Origin of the sequence: Janibacter melonis, assembly GCF_003721155.3 — a bacterium.
GTDB classification, from domain to species: Bacteria; Actinomycetota; Actinomycetes; order Actinomycetales; family Dermatophilaceae; genus Marihabitans; species Marihabitans melonis.
Genome location: NZ_CP044548.2, coordinates 1144762 through 1164040 on the forward strand (window position 1 = coordinate 1144762; position 19279 = coordinate 1164040).

The following is a 19279-nucleotide window of genomic DNA, read 5'->3' on the forward strand; positions in this document are numbered from 1 at the left end:
TCCGCCACGATCCCGTGCGGCGAGCGGTCGGCGGGGCTAGCGTCAGGGTGTCCACGGCACCCGTCGCCGCACCCCGGTGACCTCGACGACCCCTTCGGGAGGGCTCACGATGCGCGTCCCCTTCAGCGTCAACCACTTCATCGACCGGGCCGCCCTCGTCTACGGCGACCGGGTGGCGGTCGTCGACGAGCCGGCCCAGCCCGCTCCCCCGCTCGAGGACGTCACCTATGCCGCGATGCGGCGCCTGGCGCACGCCCAGGCGGCCCATCTCGACTCCCTGGGCCTCGAGGTCGGCGACCGGGTCGCCGTCGTCTCGCACAACTCCGCCCGCCTGCTCACGAGCTTCTTCGGGGTGTGCGGCTCGGGCCGCGTCCTCGTGCCGGTGAACTTCCGCCTCGCGCTCGAGGAGGTCCAGTACATCGTCGGCCACAGCGGGGCCCGGGTCGTCTACGTCGACCCCGAGCTGCGCGACCAGCTCGCCGACCTCGAGGCCGAGCACGTCTTCGTCCTCGGCGAGGACGAGCACCTCTTCGGCGACGCGCCGCTCGAGGGCGACCCGCCGCAGCCACGCCCCTGGGAGCCCGACGAGGACGCGACGGCGACGATCAACTACACCTCGGGCACGACGGCCCGCCCGAAGGGGGTCCAGATCACGCATCGCAACATCTGGACCAACGCGGTGACCTTCGCCATGCACATCGGGGCGGGCGACCGCGACGTCTACCTCCACACCCTGCCGATGTTCCACGCCAACGGGTGGGGCATGCCCTTCGCGATGACGGGCGTCGGCGCCCGCCACGTCGTCATCCGCAAGATCGACGGCGCCGAGATCCTGCGCCGGGTCCGCGACGAAGGGGTGAGCGTCATGTGCGCCGCGCCGGCCGTCGTCGCCTCGGTCCTCGCCGCCGCCCAGGACTGGGAGGGCGAGATCCCCGGCCGCGGGCGGGTGCGCATCGTCGTCGCCGGCGCCCCGCCGCCCACGACGACCGTGGCGCGCGTCGAGACCGAGCTGGGCTGGGAGCTCATCCAGATCTACGGGCTCACCGAGACCTCTCCCCTCCTCACCGTCAACCGCACCCGCGCGGAGTGGGACGACCTCGACCCTCAGGAGCGTGCCGCGCGGCTCGTGCGCGCCGGGGCGCCGGCCCTCGGCGTCGAGCTCGACGTCTCCCCCGAGGGAGAGGTCCTCGCCCGGGCCAACCAGGTGATGGAGGGCTACTGGGAGCAGCCGCAGGAGAGCGCGGCGGCGCTCGAGGACGGGTGGTTCCACACCGGCGACGGCGGCACGCTCGAGGACGGCTACCTGACGATCAGCGACCGCAAGAAGGACGTCATCATCACCGGCGGCGAGAACGTCTCCTCGATCGAGGTCGAGGACGTCCTCTTCGCCCACCCCGCGGTCACCGAGGTCGCCGTCATCGGCGTGCCCGACGAGCGGTGGGGCGAGACGATCAAGGCCCTCGTCGTCCTCGACCCCGACCACGACGAGGAGATCACCGAGGCCGAGCTCATCGCGTGGTGCAAGGGCAAGGCCGCGGGCTACAAGGCCCCGACGTCGGTGGAGTTCCGCGACGAGCTCGCCCGCACGGCGACCGGCAAGCTGCAGAAGTTCAAGCTCCGTGCGCAGTACTGGCAGGGGCGCGACCGCCAGGTCAACTGACCTGCGCCGAGACCGGGCGGGGCGGCCCCGACCGGCTCAGCGCAGGTCGCGGAGCCGGTCGAGGGCCACCTGGAGGTCCTCGGGGTAGGTGCTCTCGTAGTGCACGTACTCGCCGGTCCCCGGGTGGGTGAAGCCCAGGCCCATCGCGTGCAGCCACTGGCGCTCGAGCCCGAGCCGGCGGCCGAGCGTCGGGTCGGCGCCGTACAGCGGGTCGCCGACGCACGGGTGGCGCAGCGCGGCCATGTGGACGCGGATCTGGTGCGTGCGGCCGGTCTCGAGGTGCACCTCGACGAGCGACGCGTGCCGGTGGGCCTCGAGCAGCTCGTAGTGCGTGATCGCGTGCTTGCCCGAGTCCATGACGGCGAACTTGTAGTCGTGCCCGGGGTGGCGGCCGATCGGCGCGTCGACCGTGCCGACGTGCGGGTCGGGCAGGCCCTGGACGAGCGCGTGGTAGGTCTTGTCGACCGTGCGCTCCTTGAAGGCCCGCTTGAGCACCGAGTACGCGTACTCGCTCTTGCACACGACCATCAGGCCCGAGGTGCCGACGTCGAGACGGCTGACGATGCCCTGGCGCTCGCTCGCGCCGCTCGTCGTGATGCGGTAGCCGGCCGCGGCCAGACCGCCGAGCACCGTCGGACCGGTCCAGCCCACGCTCGGGTGGGCGGCGACCCCGACGGGCTTGTCGACGACGACGATGTCGTCGTCGTCGTGGACGACGCGCATGCCCGGGACGGGCTCGGCGACGACCTCGACGCGCGGCACCTCCTCCGGGCTCGGCAGGCTCACCTCGAGGTGGCTGCCGTCGTGGACCCGCTCGGACTTGCCGACGGCGGAGCCGTCGAGCACGACGTGGCCCTCCGCGGCGAGCTCGGCGGCCTTGGTCCGGCTCACGCCGAAGAGACGCGCCACAGCGGCGTCGATCCGCTCGCCGGCCAGGCCCTCCGGCACGAGGACGTTGCGCACGTCAGGCATCTCGCTCCCCCTTCGTCTGCTCCTGGGCCGGCTCGGCGGCCGGTCTCTCCTGCGCCTCGTCCTCGGTGCCCTCGACGTCCTCGTCACGGGCGTGCCGGCCGGCGCGCACGCCGTCCAGGCCCACCCCGGCGAAGGTCAGCCACACGACGACGACCGCGCCGAGCACGATCGCGATGTCGGCGACGTTGCCGACGAAGAGCCCGCCGTAGTCGATGAAGTCGATGACGTGGCCGCGGCCCGGTCCGGGCTCGCGGAAGAAGCGGTCGTAGAGGTTGCCCAGCGAGCCGCCGAGCAGCAGCCCGAGGGCGGCGGTCCAGCGCGGGCTGGCCGCGCGCCAGGCGGCGACGACGACGGCGATCGTGATCGCGACGGCCAGGGCGGTCATGACGACCGTCGAGGAGTCACCGATCGAGAAGGCCGCGCCGGGGTTGCGGATGAGCCGCAGGCTGAGGACCTCGCCGACGAGGGGCACGACGTGCCCGTCGTCGAGCGAGCCCAGCGCCCACACCTTGCTCGCCTGGTCGAGCCCGAGGGTCACCAGGGCGAGCAGGGCGAAGGGGGCGAGGGTCGCCCGGGTCCGCGGTCGCAGTCGTGCCCCGCTCGCGTCGACGGGAGCGCCGTCGGCGGCGCCCCCGTCGGCTGCGGGGTCGGTGGGAGGGGTCAGCGTCGTTCCTGCTTCGTCTTGCATGTCACGCACAGGGTCGCACGTGGGTAGGCCTGGAGGCGAAGCTTGCCGATCGCGTTCCCGCAGGACTCGCACCGCCCGTAGGTCCCGTCGTCGATCCGCTCGAGGGCGTGGAGGTTCTGGATGAGCATCGCCCGGGTGTTGTTGGCCAGGGTGACCTCCTGCTCACGCTCGAAGGTCTTCGCCCCCGCGTCCGCCTGGTCGTCGCCCGACCCGTCGGCGTGGTCGCGCATGAGGTCGACGAGGTCGTGCTCGGCGGTCTCGATCTCCGTGCGCAGGCGGGCGACCTCGTCGTCGATCTCCTTGCGCACGGCCTTGAGCTCGGCCTTGGTCCATGCGGCCTCGTCGTCGCGCACGACGAGGGTGGGGGCGACGTCGCCGGCCTTGGAGCGGGTCCGGGTGCTCGTCGTCGTGGCCGCCGACTCCTCGGCGGACTTCTTCGCCGCGCTCTTCTTCGCGGTCTTCTTCGTCGCAGGGGTCTTCGCCGCGGCGGTGGTGCTCGACCTGGCCATGTCCGTCCTCAGCTGGCACGGCCCGCCGATCGCGGGCCGAAGGTGGCCTGAGGATAGACGCCCCGGGGACGCAGCGGCCACCGCAGGGCCCGCCCTGTCCGGGGTCGGCGCAGGACAGCACGACGGGGGTGAGCGCGACCTGCGCGCCCACCCCCGTCGTCGTGGAGCCGTGGTGCCCTCTCGGGCGCCGGGTCAGCCCTGCTTCTGCGCCGGACGCTCGGTCGTCCCGACGGTGTCGAGCTCGGCGAGCTGGCCCGAGATGTAGTCCTTGAGCCGCGAGCGGTAGTCCTTCTCGAAGGACTTGAGGTCCGCGATCTGCTTCTCGACCTCGGTCTTGCGCTGCTCGAGGTCGCCGAGGATGCGCTTCTTCTTCTCCTCGGCCTCCGCGACCATGCCCTGGCTCTTGCTCGTGGCGTCGCCGATGAGCTTGTCGCGCTGCGAGGTGCCCTCGCCGACGAGCTTCTCGTTCTCGGCCTTGCCGCGCGAGAGCAGGTCGTCGTGCTGGGTCTGGCCCTTCGTCACGAGCTCGTCGTGACGCGCCTGGCCCTGGCCGACGAGCTCCTCGAACTTCGCCTTCGCCTCGGCGACGAGCTTGTCGTGCTGGGACTGGCCCTCGGCGACGTGCTCGTCGTGCAGGCGCTGCGCGAGCGCGATGAGACCGCTGGCCCCGCCACCGGTGGCGGCACCACCGGCGAAGGCAGCGGCCTGGTCGCCCTGGCCGGGAGCCGCCGCGGCGGGCGCGGGCGCCTGCTGGGCGGTCCGAGCCTTCGCCTCGGCCTCGGCGGCGGCGCGCTCGGCGGCCTCACGGCGGCGCTGGGCGTCCTCCTGGGCCTTCTTGGCGTCGGCCTCCGCCTTCTTCGCGTCGGCCTCGGCCTTGGCGATGCGCTCCTGGGCGGCCTTCTCGGCCTCCTCGGCGCGGGCGGTGACGGTGCTGACGCGCTCGTCGGCGCCGCGCTGGGCGGCGGCGGCCTGCTCGTCGCGCGACTGGGACTCGCGCCCCTGCTGCTCCTCGAGCGCCTTGACGCGCGCCTCGGCCTCGCTCGCGCGCTTCTGCGCGTCGGCGAGGGCGCTCTGCTCCTTCTCCAGACGGGCCTTGAGCTCGTCGTTGCGCCGCATGAGCGCGTCGCGCTCCTTGACGGCCTGGCCGGAGTCACCGGCCGGGGCGGGCGCGGCCGCGGCGGACGTCGTCGCCGGGGCGTCGCCGTCCTGGACGCGGGCCCGCAGGTCCTCGCCGTCCTTGACCATGCGGCGCATCTCGGCGACCACCTCGTCGAGGAAGTCGTCCACCTCGCGCTCGTCGTAACCCCGTCGGAACTGGGTCTGGGTGAACGTCTTGTTGAGGACGTCCTCAGGCGTCAGCGCCATCTCTTCTCCTCGTTGCACGGACACGTGAGACGCCTGTCGCTCCCGCGAGCAGGCATCGAGTCACCCTAGATGATACGCAGCAGGATCGAGACACCGAGGATGAGCACGAGGAAGGCGAGGTCCAGCTGGACGCCGCCGAGACGCAGCGGCGGGATGACCTTGCGGATGGCCTTGAGCGGCGGGTCGGTGATCGAGTAGACGACCTCGGCGACGACGAGCACGATCCCGCGGGGCCGCCACTCGCGGGCGAAGACCTGGATCCAGTCGAAGATCAGCCGCCCGATGAGCACGAGGAAGAAGGCGTACAGCACGAGGTGGACGACGGCCCGGATCAGCTCCATGGGCCCTATCTAAACCTGCCGACCTGCGAGCTCGCCGCACCGGGTACGACACGCGACGCCCGGCTCCTCGTGGGACGAGGGGCCGGGCGTCGGGCGGGACGGCGAGCGGTGCGCGGTCAGCTCTGGTTGAAGAGGTTGCGCGCGGCAGGCTCGTCGGCCCCCTCCGCGGCGACCTCGATGTGCTCCGGCGAGAGCAGGAAGACCTTGTTCGTCACGCGCTCGATCGAGCCGTGGAGGCCGAAGACGAGCCCGGCGGCGAAGTCGACGAGACGCTTGGCGTCGGAGTCGTCCATGTCGCTGAGGTTCATGATGACCGGCACGTCGTCGCGGAAGCTCTCGCCGATGGCTCGGGCGTCGTTGTACGTGCGCGGGTGGATGGTCGTGATGCGGTTGAGCTGGCCCACAGGCACCTCCCGGACGGCAGCGGCGTGGTCGTGGCGCTCGACGGGGCGCAGCCGGGTCACCTCGGCGCGGGGCGCCTCCTCGACCTCGTCATAGCTCTCGTCCGCCTCGTCGACGTACTGGTCCTCGTAGTCGTCGTAGCGCTTCTGATCCTCGGCCAGGCCGAGGTACACCATCGCGTCACGCAGTCCCATGTCTCTACTTCCTTGCCTGCAGCCTCACGGGGCCGCTCCACTCGCCGGTCGTGACCGAAGTTACCGGTGGGACTGCCGATCTCCGAGGATTGCGCTGCCGACACGCAGGTGTGTCGCCCCGTGGGCCACGGCCTGCTCGAGGTCGCCGCTCATGCCCGCCGAGATCATCACCGCACCCGGGTGCACGGCGCGCACCTGCGCCGCGAGCTCGGCGAGCCGGGCGAAGGCGGGCGCCGGGTCCGCACCCCGGGGGGCGACGGTCATCACCCCGCCCAGGCGCAGCCCGCTCTCGACGACGAGATCGGCCAGGGCGGGCACGTCCTGCGGCTGCGCCCCGCCCCGCCCGGCGTCGGACCCCTCGAGGTCGACCTGGACGAGGCCGGTCACCTCGCGCCCGGCGGCCTGGGCGCCCCGGGCGAGGGCACGCACGACCTTCGCCCGGTCCAGCGAGTGCACGACGTCGGCCAGGCGGGCGATCTCGCCGGCCTTGTTGCTCTGGATCTGCCCGACGAAGTGGGTGCGCACGCCCGGCGGCGGGCCGTCGCCCTCGGCGAGCTTGGCCGTCGCCTCCTGGGCGCGAGACTCCGCGACGTCGCGCACCCCGAGCCCGACGAGGGCGTCGAGGTCGCTGCGGGGGAAGTACTTCGTGACGACGACGAGCCGGACCTCGTCGCGCGGGCGACCGGTGGCCGCGCACGCGGCGTCGATCCGCGCGTGGACGGCGGCGAGCCGCTCCTGCAGCTCGGCGACGCGCTCGGGGGTGGCGCTCATGCCAGCCCCACGAGCCCGGCGAGCCGGCCGGTCGTGCCGTCACGGCGGTAGGAGTAGAGGGTCGGGTCCTCGCGGGTGCAGCCGGGGAGCCACTCGACGGCGACGTCGAGGGCGGCCAGCTGCTCGACGACACCGGCCGCGACGTCGATCGCCGGGGTGCCCTGCCAGGTCATGGCGTAGGACGCCGGGCTGGTGGCGGCGGCGTCCTCGCGCATCGCGGCCGGCACCTCGTAGCAGCGGCCGCACACCGACGGCCCGAGCGTGGCGGTGATCTGCTCGGCCCCGAGGTCGCGCATGGCCGCCACGGTCGCGGGGACGACCCCGGCGAGCATGCCGGGCCGACCCGCGTGGGCCGCGCCGACGACCCCGGCCCGGGCGTCGTGCAGGAGCACCGGGGTGCAGTCGGCGACGAGCACGGCGAGCGTGACGCCGCGGGTGTCGCTCACCATCGCGTCGCACGTCGGCGACCCGCCGGCCGCGCGCACGTGGACGACGTCGGCGCCGTGCACCTGGTCCATGTAGGCGACCGGGGTGCCGACCGCCTCCTCGACGAGCGTGCGGTTGCGGGCGACCGCCGCGGGGTCGTCATCGACGTGGCCCCCGAGGTTGAGCCCGTCGTAGGGACCCTCGCTCACCCCGCCGAGCCGATGGGTGACAGCGCGCAGCACCCCTTCGTCCCGGCTCTCCCAGCGCAGCGGGTGCTGCGTCGGCAGGGGGGCGAAGGGGTGCTCGCTCACGTCGTGCAGGGTGCTCAGCGCACCCTCACTTGAGGAAGTCGGGGACGTCGAGGTCGTCGCCCTCGTCGAAGGTCACCTGACGTGGGGGCTGCTGCACCTGCGGGCGCTCCTGCGGGGCGGCCGGGGCCTGCTGGGCCTCGTCCTGCACCGGCACGGCGACGGGCTGCGCGGGGGCGGCCTGCTCGCGCTGACCGCCCTGGCCGCCGACCGGCTGCGGCTGGGGGCGCTGCTGGGGCTGGGCGGCCGGCTGCTGGGCCGGTGCCGGGCGCTGACCCTGCGAGACGGGCTGCCCGCCCTGCGGGCGCTGCTGACCACCCTGCTGCGCGCCGCGCTGGCTCGACCCCTGCTGGCCCGAGCCCTGCTGGCTCGAGCCCTGGATCGTGCCGAGGGCCCGCTCGTCGGGCCGGGCGTTCGGCGCACCGCCGTCGAAGCCGGCGGCGATGACCGTCACCCGCACCTCGTCGCCGAGCGCGTCGTCGACGACGGCACCGAAGATGATGTTCGCGTCGGGGTGCGCGCCCTCCTGGACGAGGCGGGCGGCCTCGTTGATCTCGAAGAGACCGATGTCGGAGCCACCCTGGATCGACAGGAGCACGCCATGCGCGCCGTCGATGCTCGCCTCAAGCAGCGGGCTGCTGATGGCCAGCTCGGCCGCCTGGACCGCGCGGTCCTCGCCGCGGGCCGAGCCGATGCCCATGAGAGCCGAGCCCGCGCCCTGCATGACGGACTTGACGTCGGCGAAGTCGAGGTTGATCAGACCCGGGGTGGTGATGAGGTCGGTGATGCCCTGGACACCGGAGAGGAGCACCTGGTCGGCGCTGCGGAAGGCGTCGAGCATCGACACGGCGCGGTCGCTGATCGAGAGCAGCCGGTCGTTGGGGATCGTGATGAGGGTGTCGACCTCGTCGCGCAGCGACTGGATGCCGGTCTCGGCCTGGGTCGCGCGGCGGCGGCCCTCGAAGGTGAAGGGGCGGGTGACGACACCGATCGTCAGGGCACCGAGCGACTTGGCGATCTTCGCGACGACGGGCGCGCCACCGGTGCCGGTGCCACCGCCCTCACCCGCGGTGACGAAGACCATGTCGGCCCCCTTGAGGACCTCCTCGATCTCGTCGGCGTGGTCCTCGGCGGCCTTGCGGCCGACCTCGGGGTCGGCGCCGGCGCCGAGACCGCGGGTGAGCTCGCGACCCACGGCGAGCTTGACGTCGGCGTCGCTCATGAGGAGGGCCTGGGCATCGGTGTTGATGGCGATGAACTCGACGCCCTTGAGGCCGACCTCGATCATCCGGTTGATGGCATTGACACCTCCACCGCCGATGCCGACGACCTTGATGACGGCGAGGTAGTTCTGGGCAGATGCCACGGGGGTTCTCCTGGATGGGTGACGTGCTGGACTTCTCGAGACGAAATCTCGACGTCAACTTGAGAGTTACGTTTTGATCACGACCGGTGTGCCGCTGACGTTATGCGTCACGGACGCCCGTCGCAAGGCAGGTCCCCCGCGTGTCGGGACGGGTCTGCAGATCGTGGCCGGACTGTGCTCTCGACGGGGCCCGGACGCACCTGCGCGCGGGCGTGATCAGCGGGTGACGGGGGTGTCGGGGGCCGAGACGTCGAGCACCTTCGGACGCCCCTTGAGGAGCACGTCGATGACCTGCACCTTGAGCTGAGGTTGCGCCTCGTCGCCCCAGACGACGGTCGTGCGCCCGATGCGGAAGCTCACCCGGTCGGCGGCGTCGACGGTGACCGCCGAGACCCGGTCGCGCACGCCCTGCGGCAGGGCCTCGAGCATCGACAGCGCGGCCGTGACGCCGTGCCCGCTCACCTCGGCCCCCCGGTCCGCGGAGATCGTCGGGACCCCCTTCGGCACCGACCCCGTCGAACGGATGCGGACGCCGTCGATGTCGTAGACCTCTACCTGACCTTTACCCCGGTTCACGGCGAGGGCAGGGATGCGGGGCACGACCTCGACGCGAAGGGTGCGCGGCCAGTCGCGCACGACGGTCGCCGACTCGACCCCGGGCCGGGCCTCGGCGCCGTCGACGATGGCGCCGACGTCGACCCGGGCCAGGGGCCGGCCGTGGGCGCCGGCGGCGAGCTCGCCGATGGCCGCGGTGTCGCCCGGCTCGGCCCCGACGACGTCGACGTCCTGGACGGCGAGGAGGGGGCTGAAGCCGACGACGTAGACCCCCGCGGCGAGGACGGCGACTGCCCCGCTCCCCCAGGCCCACCGGCGGCGGCGGTCGGCCGCGAGATCGGCCTGGCGCTGCTCGAAGCGCGCGTGCTGGGTGCTCGTCATCGCTGCCGCAGGCCCTCGATGACCGGCGCACCGAGCGCGGTGACGTCGCCCGCGCCGATCGTCATGACGAGGTCGCCCGGGCGCGCCCGGGCGACGACGTGCGCGACGGCGGCCTCGGGCTCGAGCACGGCGACGACCCGACCGGCCGCGCGCAACGGCTCCGCGACGACCTCGGAGGTCACCCCGAACACCGGGTCCTCCCGCGCCCCGTAGATCGGCAGCAGGACGACGTCGTCGGCCGGGGCGAGCCCGGCCGCGAAGTCCGTGGCGAAGTCGGCGGTGCGCGAGTACAGGTGCGGCTGGAAGATGACGAGCAGGCGGCCCGGCCGGGCGATCTCGGAGGCGGTGGCGACGACGGCGCTCACCTTGCCGGGGTTGTGCGCGTAGTCGTCGACGACGGTGATGCCGTCGACCTCGCCGCGCACCTCGAAGCGGCGGCGGGTGCCGGCGAAGTCCGCGAGACCGGCGAGCACCGCGCGGGCGTCGTGCCCGCAGCCGAGCACGGCCGCGGCGAGGGCTGCCGCGGCGTTGAGCAGGTTGTGCCGCCCGGGGACGCGCAGCACGAGGTCGTGCACGACGCCCTCGAGCGCGACCTGGGCCCGCGCGCCGTGACCCTCGAGCACCGGGTCGGCGAGCCGGACGTCGGCGTCGGGCGAGAAGCCGTAGGTGACGACACGCGTCGTCTGCCCGCGGTCGGGGTGCGCACCGCCGGCGTCGCCGACCGCGTCGGCGAGCCGGGCCGAGCCCGGGTCGTCGGCGCAGGCGACGACGAGGCCGCCGGGGCGCACGGTCCGGGCGAACTCGGCGTAGGCCTGCTCGACCGTGGCGAGGTCGCCGTAGAAGTCGAGGTGGTCGGCCTGCACGTTCGTCACGACCGCGACGTCGGGGTGGTAGACGAGGAAGGAGCCGTCGGACTCGTCGGCCTCGGCCACGAAGTCGGGCCCCTCGCCGAGGGCGGCGTTCGTGCCCTGGCTCGCGAGCTCGCCGCCGAGGGCGAAGGAGGGCCGGGCGCCCAGGTGCAGCAGGGCCGAGGTGAGCATCGACGACGTCGTCGTCTTGCCGTTCGCCCCGGCGACCGCGACCCGCCGCTGCTCTCCCATCGCGGCCGCGAGGGCCTGGCTGCGGTGCAGCACGCGTGTGCCGGCCTCGCGGGCGGCGACGAGCTCGGGGTTGCTGTCACGGATCGCCGAGGAGACGACGACGGTGTCGACGCCGTCGACGTGGGCCGGGTCGTGACCGACCCAGATCTGCGCGCCGCGACGGCGCAGCTCGTCCAGGACGGGGCCGTCCTTGGCGTCGCTGCCGCTCACGCGGGCGCCGGCGTCGAGGAGCAGACGGGCGACGGCGGACATGCCCGCGCCACCGACGGCCAGGACGTGCACCCGGCCGAGCTCGGCCAGGGGCGGGACCGGAGCGTCGACGTCGAGACGGAAGGGCAGGCGGTCGCGCACGCTCATGCGCCTTCCCCCGCCCCGCGCGCGGCCACGAGGGCCCGGCCGACGAGGTCGGCGAGCAGCTCGTCGCCGTCGCGCTCGCCCACGGCGGAGGCGGCGAGCGACATGGTCGCGACCCGCTCGCGGTCGCCGAGCAGGGGCACGACGACGTCACGCACCCACGCCGGGGTGACCTCGGAGTCCTCGGTGAGGGTGCCGCCGCCCGCGGCGACGACGCCCGTGGCGTTGAGCCGCTGCTCGCCGTTGCCGATGGGCAGGGGCACGTAGAGACCGGGCAGCCCGACGGCCGTCAGCTCGCACACGGTGTTGGCCCCGGAGCGGCACGCGGCGACGTCGGCGGCGGCGTAGGCGAGGTCCATCCGGTCGAGGTAGGGCACGACGACGTACGGGACGCCGGGCACCGCTCCGACGGGCTCGAAGTCCTTGTCCCGCCCGGTGACGTGCAGGACCTGCACGCCGGCGGCGCCGAGGTCGGCCACGCTCGCGGCAAAGGCGTCGTTGAGCCGCTTGGCCCCGAGCGACCCGCCGGTGACGAGCACGGTGGGCAGGTCGGGGTGCAGGCCGAGGTGCGCACGGCCCTCGGCCCGGCGGGCGGCCCGGTCGAGGTCGGCGATCTCACGGCGCAGGGGCATGCCGGTGACGGTGGCGTGCGCGAGCTCGGTCTGGGGGAAGGTGATGCCGACGTGGCGCGTCATCCGGGCGCCGACCCGGTTGGCCAGACCGGCCCGGGCGTTCTGCTCGTGCACGACGACCGGGACGCTGCGACGCCGGGCGGCGAGGTAGACGGGGGTCGAGACGTAGCCGCCGAAGCCGACGACGACCTCGGCGCCGCTGGACTCGACGAGCTCGCCCGCGCGGGCGACCGCGCGGCGCAGCGCGCCGGGCAGGCGCAGCAGGTCACCGGAGGGGCGACGCGGCAGCGGCACCTTGGGGATCGTCGCGAGCTCGTACCCACGCGCGGGCACGAGCCGTGACTCCAGGCCCTGCTCGGTGCCCACCGCGAGGATCGCGACCTCGGGGTCGCGCCGCCGCAGGCAGTCGGCGAGGGCGAGCAGCGGCGAGACGTGCCCGGCCGTCCCCCCTCCGGCGAGCAGGACGCTGCGTGGGCTGGTGGGGGTGGTGCTCATGATGCGCTGCTGCTCCGTCGGGTGAGGCGGGCGGGGATGAGGGTGTGCAGGCGGGAGGGGCGCGAGGCCAGGGCCGCCGCGCACGTCGGCTCGGCGCGGGCGAAGGAGAGCAGGATGCCGACGGCGAGCATCGTCGTCACGAGCGAAGAGCCGCCGGAGGAGACGAAGGGCAGCGGCACCCCGATGACCGGGAGCATGCCGATGACCGAGCCGATGTTGATCATCGCCTGCACGAGGACCCACGTGCAGATGCCGGCCGTGGCGACCCGGACGAAGAAGTCCTCGGTCGAGCTCACGAGGCGCATCCCGACGACCGCGAGCCCGGCGAAGAGGGCGATGACCCCGAGGCTGCCGAAGAGGCCGAGCTCCTCGCCGATGATCGCGAAGATGAAGTCGTTGTACGGCTCGGAGAGCCAGCCCCACTTCTCGCGGCTCCCGCCGAGGCCGACGCCCCACCAGCCGCCGTCGGCGAGGGCGTAGCGCCCGTGCATCGGCTGCCGGCAGATGGCGTAGTAGAGGTCGGTGCCGGGCGCGCAGCGTGCCGGGTCGAGCCAGATCGCGATCCGCTCCATGCGGTTGCTGCTCACCGAGGCCATGATCGCGACGAGGACGCCGAGAACCCCGAGCGCCAGGCCGAACCACCGCATCCGCACGCCCGCGGCGAAGAGCATGCCGACGACGATCGCGGCGATGACCATCGCCGTGCCGAGGTCGTGGCCGATCATCACGAGGGTGAGGATGCCCAGCCCGATGGGCGCGACGAAGGGGACGACGGCCTGGCGGATGTCGCCCAGGGCCGCGCGTTTGCGCTCGAGGACGAGCGCACCGCCGAGGACGAGCCCGATCTTGGCGATCTCGCTGGGCTGGATGCTCACGGGCCCGACGCCGATCCAGTTCTTGTTGCCCTGGAAGCCGTAGCCGACGAGGGGCACGAGGGCGAGCAGCCCGACGCCGCCGGCGAGCAGGAGCATCGCGCTGCGCCGCCAGAAGGCGATGGACCGGGTCGCGGCGAACCACATCGCCGCGAGACCGAGGACCGCGAAGACGAGCTGCTTCAAGAAGATCGTCAGCGACGAGTCGTTCTGCTTGAGCGAGACGATCATCGAGGCCGACAGGACCATGACGAGCCCGACTGTGACGAGGATGCCGACGATGCCGAGCAGCCCGTAGTAGGTCGTCAGCGGGGAGTCGACGAGGCGGGTCCAGGACCCGGCCCTGCCCCGGGGCAGACGGGTGGTGCGACCGACCGGGCGCCCCCCGCTCGTCGCGTTGCTGCTCATCGGCTCATCCCTGCTCGTGGTGGCGCCGCACGGCCGTGGCGAAGGCCTCGCCGCGGGCCACGTAGCTCTCGAACATGTCCATGGAGGCCGCCGCGGGGGCGAGCAGCACGACGTCGCCCGGCTGAGCAACGGCCGCGGCCTGACCCACGACGAGATCCATCGCCTCAGTGTCGGTGGCGGCGATGTCGAGGACGGGGACATCGGGTGCGTGTCGCGCGATCGCCGCGGCGATCTGGTCGCGGTCGCGTCCGATGAGGACGACGGCGCGCAGACGGTGCGCGTTCGCGGCGACGAGGTCGTCGACCTCGGCGCCCTTGAGCAGCCCGCCGGCGATCCACACGACGTGCTCGTAGGCCGAGAGCGACGCGGCGGCAGCGTGCGGGTTGGTCGCCTTGCTGTCGTCGACCCACCGGACCTCGTCGACCGTGAGCACGTGGGCGATGCGGTGGGGCTCAGGACGCCAGGCGCGCAGCCCGTCGCGCACGGCCGAGGGCGGGACGCCGCAGGCGCGGGCGAGCGCGGCGGCGGCCAGGGCGTTGGCGACGACGTGGTCAGGGACCCCGTCGCCCTCGTCGCCGAGGTCGGCCAGGCTCGCGAGCTCGGCGGCCTGACGGCCGCGGTCGGGCACGAAGGCGCGGTCGACGAGGAGGTCCTCGACGCGACCGAGCATGGACAGCCCCGGGCTGGAGCGGGTGAAGCCGACGGCCCGGCAGCCCTCGACGACGTCGGCGGCCTCGACGAGGCGTCGGGTCGTCGGGTCGTCCTCGTTGTAGACGCAGGCCACCTCGGTGCCCTCGTAGACCTTGCCCTTCGCCGCGAGGTAGGCGTCGTACCCGCCGTGCCAGTCGAGGTGGTCGGGGGCGATGTTGAGGCAGGCGGAGGCGAGCGGGCGCACCGAGTCCTGCCAGTGCAGCTGATAGCTCGACAGCTCGACGGCGATGACCTCGTAGGGGTCGGGGTGCAGGACCGCCTCGAGGATCGGGGTGCCGACGTTGCCCGCGCTGCACGCGCGCAGCCCGGCCGCGGTGAGGATCGAGGTGAGCATCTGCACCGTCGTCGTCTTGCCGTTGGTGCCGGTGAGTGTGATCCACGGCGCGCCCCCGTGCTCGGGGCGCATCCGCCAGGCGAGCTCGACCTCGCCCCACACGGTGATGCCGCGGGCGGCGGCGTCGGCGAGCAGGGGCTGGGTCGGCGGCCACCCGGGCGAGGTGACGACGAGGTCGACCCCGTCGTCCAGCAGGCCCGCCGGGGCCGCGTCGCCGAGGAGCATCCGGGCGCCGAGCACCTCGAGGATCGTCGAGCGCTGCGCCATCGGCGAGCCCTCCGCGGGGGCGGTGCCGTCGACGACGCTCACCTGCGCGCCCCGCTCGAGCAGGGCGTCGGCGGCGGCGAAGCCGGAGACCCCGAGGCCGGTGACGACGACCCGCAGGCCCGACCAGTCCGCGTCGCGGTGCGTCAGCGTGCTGAGGTCCCTCACGCGCCGACGACCCACTCGGCGTAGAAGATCGCCAGGCCGAGGGCGACGAAGAGCCCCGCGATGATCCAGAAGCGGATGACGATCGTCACCTCCTGCCAGCCGAGCAGCTCGAAGTGGTGCTGCAGCGGTGCCATCCGGAAGACGCGCTTGCCGGTGGACTTGAAGGAGGCGACCTGGATGATCACCGACAGGGTGATCGTCACGAAGAGCCCGCCGAGGATGACGATGAGGAGCTCGGTGCGGGTCGTGATCGCCAGCCCGGCCAGCGCGCCGCCGAGCGCGAGCGAGCCCGTGTCGCCCATGAAGATCTTCGCCGGCGAGCCGTTCCACCACAAGAAGCCGAAGCAGGCGCCCATGCCCGCCGCGGCGACCACCGCGAGGTCGAGCGGGTCGCGCACGTCGTAGCACTTGAGGCCGGGCTCGATCTGGCAGTTCTGGTTGAACTGCCAGATGGAGATGAGCACGTACGCGGCGAAGACCATGACCGAGGCCCCGGTCGCCAGGCCGTCGAGGCCGTCGGTGAGGTTCACGCCGTTGCTCGTCCCGGCGATCATGAGGTTGGCCCACAGGACGAAGAGGACGATGCCGACCATCGGTCCGGCGAAGGCGAGGTCGAGCGGGGTGTCGCGCACGAAGGAGATGTGGGTCGAGGCCGGCGTGCGCAGGGAGTCGTTGGGGAACTGCAGGGCGAGGATCGCGAAGATCACGCCGACGAGGGTCTGCCCGATGAGCTTCTCGTGCGAGCGCAGCCCGAGGCTGCGCTGCTTGCTGATCTTGATGTAGTCGTCGGCGAAGCCGACGAGCCCCATGCCACCCATGAGGAAGAGCACGAGCAGCCCGCTGGCCGTCGGCAGCGACCACGTCGCGAGGTGCGCGACGGCGTAGGCCAGCACCGCGGCGAGGATGATCACCGCCCCGCCCATCGTCGGCGTCCCGCGCTTCGTGTGGTGCGAGGTGGGGCCGTCGTCACGGATGAACTGGCCGTACCCCTGGCGCACGAGCACCTTGATGAGCATGGGCGTCCCGAGCAGGGCCACGACGAGCGAGACCACTGCCGCGATGAGCACCGCCTTCACTGCGCGTCCTCTCTGTGGCTGAGCCGATCTCCGAGCCACCGTAGCCCGGCGTCACGGCTGGACTTGAGCAGCACGACGTCGCCGGGGGCGAGTCGCTCGTGCAGCTCGGTCTGTGCGGCGTCGACGTCGGCCACGGTCTCGACCGTGGCGACGCCGCTGTCGCGGGCACCGTCCGCGATGTCGCGGGCGAGGTCGCCGACGGCGAGCACGAGGTCGACCCCGAGCGCGCCGGCGAGCTCGCCGACGCCGCGGTGGAGCGCGGGCGACTCCTCGCCGAGCTCGAGCATCGAGCCGAGCACCGCGACCCGGCGGCCGCGGCAGGACATCGCGGCGAGCGCGCGCAGGGCGGCCTCCATCGAGTCGGGGTTGGCGTTGTAGGCGTCGTTGACCACCCGCACCCCGTCGGGGCGCTCGGTGACCTCCATCCGCCAGCGGCTCGCCGGGCGGGCCTGCGCGAGCGCGACGACGACGTCGTCGAGGGCCAGACCGCACGCATGCGCGGCGGCGACGACCGCCAGGGCGTTGCCGACGTGGTGACGCCCGACGAGCGGGAGCGCGACCTGGGCGGTGCCGAAGGGGGCGGTGACGGTGAAGCGCGGACGGCCGGCCTCGTCGAGGACGACGTCGGTGGCGCGGACCTCGGCGTCCTGCGCCTCGCCGACGAGGACGACGCGGGCGGAGGTGACCTCCGCCATGGCGCGGACGCGGTGGTCGTCGGCGTTGAGGACGGCGACGCCGTCCGCGGGCAGCGCGGCGACGAGCTCGGACTTCGCGACGGCGACGTGGTCGACGGAGCCGAACTCGCCGACGTGGGCGTGCCCGACGTTGAGCACGACGCCGACCTGGGGCGGCGCGATCGTCGTGAGGTAGGCGATGTGCCCGGCGCCGCGGGCGCCCATCTCGACGACGAGGTGGCGGGTGCGCTCGGTGACCCGGCAGACCGTGAGCGGGACGCCGACCTCGGAGTTGTACGAGCCCTGCGGCGCGACGGTCTCGCCGTCGGCGGCCAGGACCGCTCCGAGGAGGTCCTTCGTGCTCGTCTTGCCCGAGGACCCGGTGATCCCGACGACGTGCAGCTGCGGCAGGCGGTCGATCAGGGCCCGGCTCAGGGCGACGAAGGCGGCCTGGGTGTCCTCGACGACGACGCACGGCAGCCCGTCGACGGGTCGGGTGGTCAGGGCGGCGCTCGCGCCGCGCTCGGCGGCCTGGGGCACGTAGGCATGCCCGTCGGCGTGCTCGCCGACGCGGGCGACGTAGAGGCTGCCGGCGGCGGCCTCACGGGCGTCGGTGACGACCGGGCCGTCGACGACGACGGCGGGGTCGCCGTGGACGGTGCCCCCGGTGACCTGGGCGAGCTCGGCGAGGGTGAGGGCGATCATCTGGCCACCTCCGTGGCGAGGGCGGTGAGCGCCTCGAGGGCGACGACGCGGTCGTCGAAGGGGGTGACCACCCCTTCGACCTCCTGCCCGCTCTCGTGCCCCTTGCCGAGGAGCGCGACGACTCCCCCGGGCCCGGCGGCGCGCACGGCGTGCTCGACGGCGGCCCGGCGGTCGGCGACGACGTCGAGCTCGGCACCGCCCTGGCGGGCGCCCGAGGCGACGGCCTCGCGGATCGCCGCGGGGTCCTCGGAGCGGGGGTTGTCGTCGGTGACGACGACGAGGTCGGCGTGGTCGGCCGCGGCGCGGCCCATGCCGGGTCGCTTGCCGGGGTCTCGGGACCCGCCGGCGCCGAGGACGGCGACGAGCCGGCCCGTGGTGCCCTCGCGCAGGGCGGCCAGCGCGGCGGCCACGGCGTCGGGGGTGTGCGCGAAGTCGACGACGACGCGGGGCAGGAGCGCGGCGTCGGCACCCTCGGGGGCCGCGACGACCTCCATGCGGCCCGGCACGCGCGGCTCGGCGCCCACGGCGCGGGCCACCTCGGCAGGGGCGTGGCCGGCGACGAGCAGGGCGGCCGCCGCGACGGCGGTGTTCGTGCGGTTGAAGCCGCCCGGCAGCGGGCTGCGCAGGGCCAGGCTCACCCCGTCGCCCTCGAGGACGAAGGCGGGGCCGTCGACCGAGGTGATGACGAGGTCCGCGGGGACGGCGGGGTCGGAGGAGACGGTGCGCACGGGCACGCCGGCCTGCGCGGCGAGGCGGCGGCCCCACGCATCGTCGACGCAGACGACGCCCGCGCGGGAGCGCTCGGGGGTGAAGAGGCTCGCCTTGGCGGCGAAGTAGTCCTCCATGCCGTCGTGGAAGTCGAGGTGGTCCTGCGAGAGGTTGGTGAAGAGCGCGACGTCGTAGACGACCTCGTCGACACGGTGGAGGACGAGGGCGTGGCTGCTCACCTCCATGACGCAGTCGTCGACGCCGCGCTCGCGCATCACCGCGAGCAGGGCGTGCAGGTCGGGGCTCTCGGGCGTCGTGCGTGCGCTCGGGACTCGCTCCTGGCCGATCCGCGTCTCGACGGTGCCGATGAGACCGGTGCCGCGCCCCAGGGCCTCGAGAGCGGCGGCGAGGAGGTAGGCGGTCGTCGTCTTGCCGTTCGTCCCGGTGATGCCGAAGGAGCGCACGCCCGGGCCGCCCGGCGTCCCGGTGCCGTAGACGGCGGCCGCGACGCGGCCGAGGACGGAGCGCGGGTCGACGACGACGACGGCGGGCACGTCGACGCCGGCCTCGCGGGCCAGCTCGAGGCCACGCCCGTCGGTGAGCAGGGCACGGGCACCCTCACGGACGGCGGCGGCGGCGTACGAGGCGCCGTGGGCGTTGGCCCCCGGCAGGGCCGCGTAGAGGTCACCCCGGCGGACCGAGAAGGTGCTCAGGGTGACACCGGTGACGGTGAGGTCGGCGTCCCCGACGATGTCGCTGCTGCGTCCTGCAGCCTCCGACACCGCCTGGAGCGCGACCGGGTCGATGGTCTGCGGGCGGGGCGATGGCACGACGAGCGAG

General features: G+C 73.7%; 18 protein-coding genes. 1 reads left to right on the forward strand and 17 read right to left on the reverse strand.

The features are described 5' to 3' along the window. Window positions 1-109: 109 nt before the first annotated feature. Window positions 110-1660 carry an AMP-binding protein gene (locus tag EEW87_RS05450; RefSeq protein ID WP_123093394.1) on the forward strand — a complete coding sequence of 517 codons (1551 nt, stop codon included), beginning with the start codon at window positions 110-112 and terminating at the stop codon, window positions 1658-1660. A 36-nt stretch (window positions 1661-1696) separates the two neighbouring features. Here the strand turns inward: EEW87_RS05450 and EEW87_RS05455 are convergent, their stop codons facing one another. The 17 genes from EEW87_RS05455 to EEW87_RS05535 form a co-directional block, all read right to left on the reverse strand. Beyond that, window positions 1697-2632, reverse strand: a complete 936-nt coding sequence (locus EEW87_RS05455) for an RluA family pseudouridine synthase (RefSeq protein ID WP_123093395.1) — start codon at window positions 2630-2632, stop codon at window positions 1697-1699. Continuing rightward, complete coding sequence (lspA, locus tag EEW87_RS05460) at window positions 2625-3320, reverse strand: signal peptidase II (RefSeq protein WP_123093420.1); 696 nt, start codon at window positions 3318-3320, stop codon at window positions 2625-2627. Before lspA ends, EEW87_RS05455 begins: the two co-directional genes overlap by 8 nt. Next, window positions 3293-3829, reverse strand: a complete 537-nt coding sequence (locus tag EEW87_RS05465) for a TraR/DksA family transcriptional regulator (RefSeq protein WP_123093396.1) — start codon at window positions 3827-3829, stop codon at window positions 3293-3295. Before EEW87_RS05465 ends, lspA begins: the two co-directional genes overlap by 28 nt. 192 nt (window positions 3830-4021) lie before the next feature. Next, on the reverse strand, window positions 4022-5194 hold the full coding sequence (locus EEW87_RS05470; protein ID WP_123093397.1) for a DivIVA domain-containing protein: 1173 nt from the start codon (window positions 5192-5194) through the stop codon (window positions 4022-4024). A gap of 65 nt (window positions 5195-5259) precedes the next feature. Further along, window positions 5260-5535 (reverse strand): YggT family protein, encoded by a 276-nt coding sequence (locus tag EEW87_RS05475; RefSeq protein WP_068275066.1) that lies wholly within the window; start codon window positions 5533-5535, stop codon window positions 5260-5262. A 116-nt stretch (window positions 5536-5651) separates the two neighbouring features. Beyond that, window positions 5652-6131 (reverse strand): cell division protein SepF, encoded by a 480-nt coding sequence (locus EEW87_RS05480; protein WP_068275063.1) that lies wholly within the window; start codon window positions 6129-6131, stop codon window positions 5652-5654. 60 nt (window positions 6132-6191) lie between these two features. Further along, a complete protein-coding gene (locus EEW87_RS05485) occupies window positions 6192-6902 on the reverse strand; it encodes a YggS family pyridoxal phosphate-dependent enzyme (protein ID WP_123093398.1) in 711 nt (236 codons plus the stop codon). Then, the gene (pgeF, locus tag EEW87_RS05490; RefSeq protein ID WP_404811791.1) at window positions 6899-7639 is read right to left on the reverse strand and encodes a peptidoglycan editing factor PgeF; all 741 of its coding nucleotides are present in this window, start codon (window positions 7637-7639) and stop codon (window positions 6899-6901) included. The genes EEW87_RS05485 and pgeF overlap by 4 nt, the downstream gene beginning before the upstream one ends. A gap of 25 nt (window positions 7640-7664) precedes the next feature. Further along, window positions 7665-9002, reverse strand: a complete 1338-nt coding sequence (gene ftsZ, locus EEW87_RS05495; protein WP_123093399.1) for a cell division protein FtsZ — start codon at window positions 9000-9002, stop codon at window positions 7665-7667. A 216-nt stretch (window positions 9003-9218) separates the two neighbouring features. Then, the gene (locus tag EEW87_RS05500) at window positions 9219-9938 is read right to left on the reverse strand and encodes a cell division protein FtsQ/DivIB (RefSeq protein ID WP_123093400.1); all 720 of its coding nucleotides are present in this window, start codon (window positions 9936-9938) and stop codon (window positions 9219-9221) included. Then, the gene (gene murC, locus EEW87_RS05505; protein ID WP_123093401.1) at window positions 9935-11395 is read right to left on the reverse strand and encodes a UDP-N-acetylmuramate--L-alanine ligase; all 1461 of its coding nucleotides are present in this window, start codon (window positions 11393-11395) and stop codon (window positions 9935-9937) included. Before murC ends, EEW87_RS05500 begins: the two co-directional genes overlap by 4 nt. Then, on the reverse strand, window positions 11392-12519 hold the full coding sequence (gene murG, locus EEW87_RS05510) for an undecaprenyldiphospho-muramoylpentapeptide beta-N-acetylglucosaminyltransferase (protein ID WP_123093402.1): 1128 nt from the start codon (window positions 12517-12519) through the stop codon (window positions 11392-11394). Before murG ends, murC begins: the two co-directional genes overlap by 4 nt. Next, window positions 12516-13799: a putative lipid II flippase FtsW gene (ftsW, locus tag EEW87_RS05515; RefSeq protein ID WP_123093403.1), complete on the reverse strand. Its 1284-nt coding sequence runs from the start codon at window positions 13797-13799 to the stop codon at window positions 12516-12518. The genes murG and ftsW overlap by 4 nt, the downstream gene beginning before the upstream one ends. Before the next feature lie 4 nt (window positions 13800-13803). Beyond that, a complete protein-coding gene (gene murD / locus EEW87_RS05520; protein ID WP_224766723.1) occupies window positions 13804-15276 on the reverse strand; it encodes a UDP-N-acetylmuramoyl-L-alanine--D-glutamate ligase in 1473 nt (490 codons plus the stop codon). Beyond that, window positions 15273-16352, reverse strand: a complete 1080-nt coding sequence (mraY, locus tag EEW87_RS05525; RefSeq protein WP_123093405.1) for a phospho-N-acetylmuramoyl-pentapeptide-transferase — start codon at window positions 16350-16352, stop codon at window positions 15273-15275. The genes murD and mraY overlap by 4 nt, the downstream gene beginning before the upstream one ends. Then, window positions 16349-17731 carry a UDP-N-acetylmuramoyl-tripeptide--D-alanyl-D-alanine ligase gene (locus tag EEW87_RS05530; protein WP_123093406.1) on the reverse strand — a complete coding sequence of 461 codons (1383 nt, stop codon included), beginning with the start codon at window positions 17729-17731 and terminating at the stop codon, window positions 16349-16351. The genes mraY and EEW87_RS05530 overlap by 4 nt, the downstream gene beginning before the upstream one ends. Next, window positions 17728-19269 (reverse strand): UDP-N-acetylmuramoyl-L-alanyl-D-glutamate--2,6-diaminopimelate ligase, encoded by a 1542-nt coding sequence (locus EEW87_RS05535; protein WP_123093407.1) that lies wholly within the window; start codon window positions 19267-19269, stop codon window positions 17728-17730. Before EEW87_RS05535 ends, EEW87_RS05530 begins: the two co-directional genes overlap by 4 nt. Between the last annotated feature and the right edge of the window lie 10 nt (window positions 19270-19279).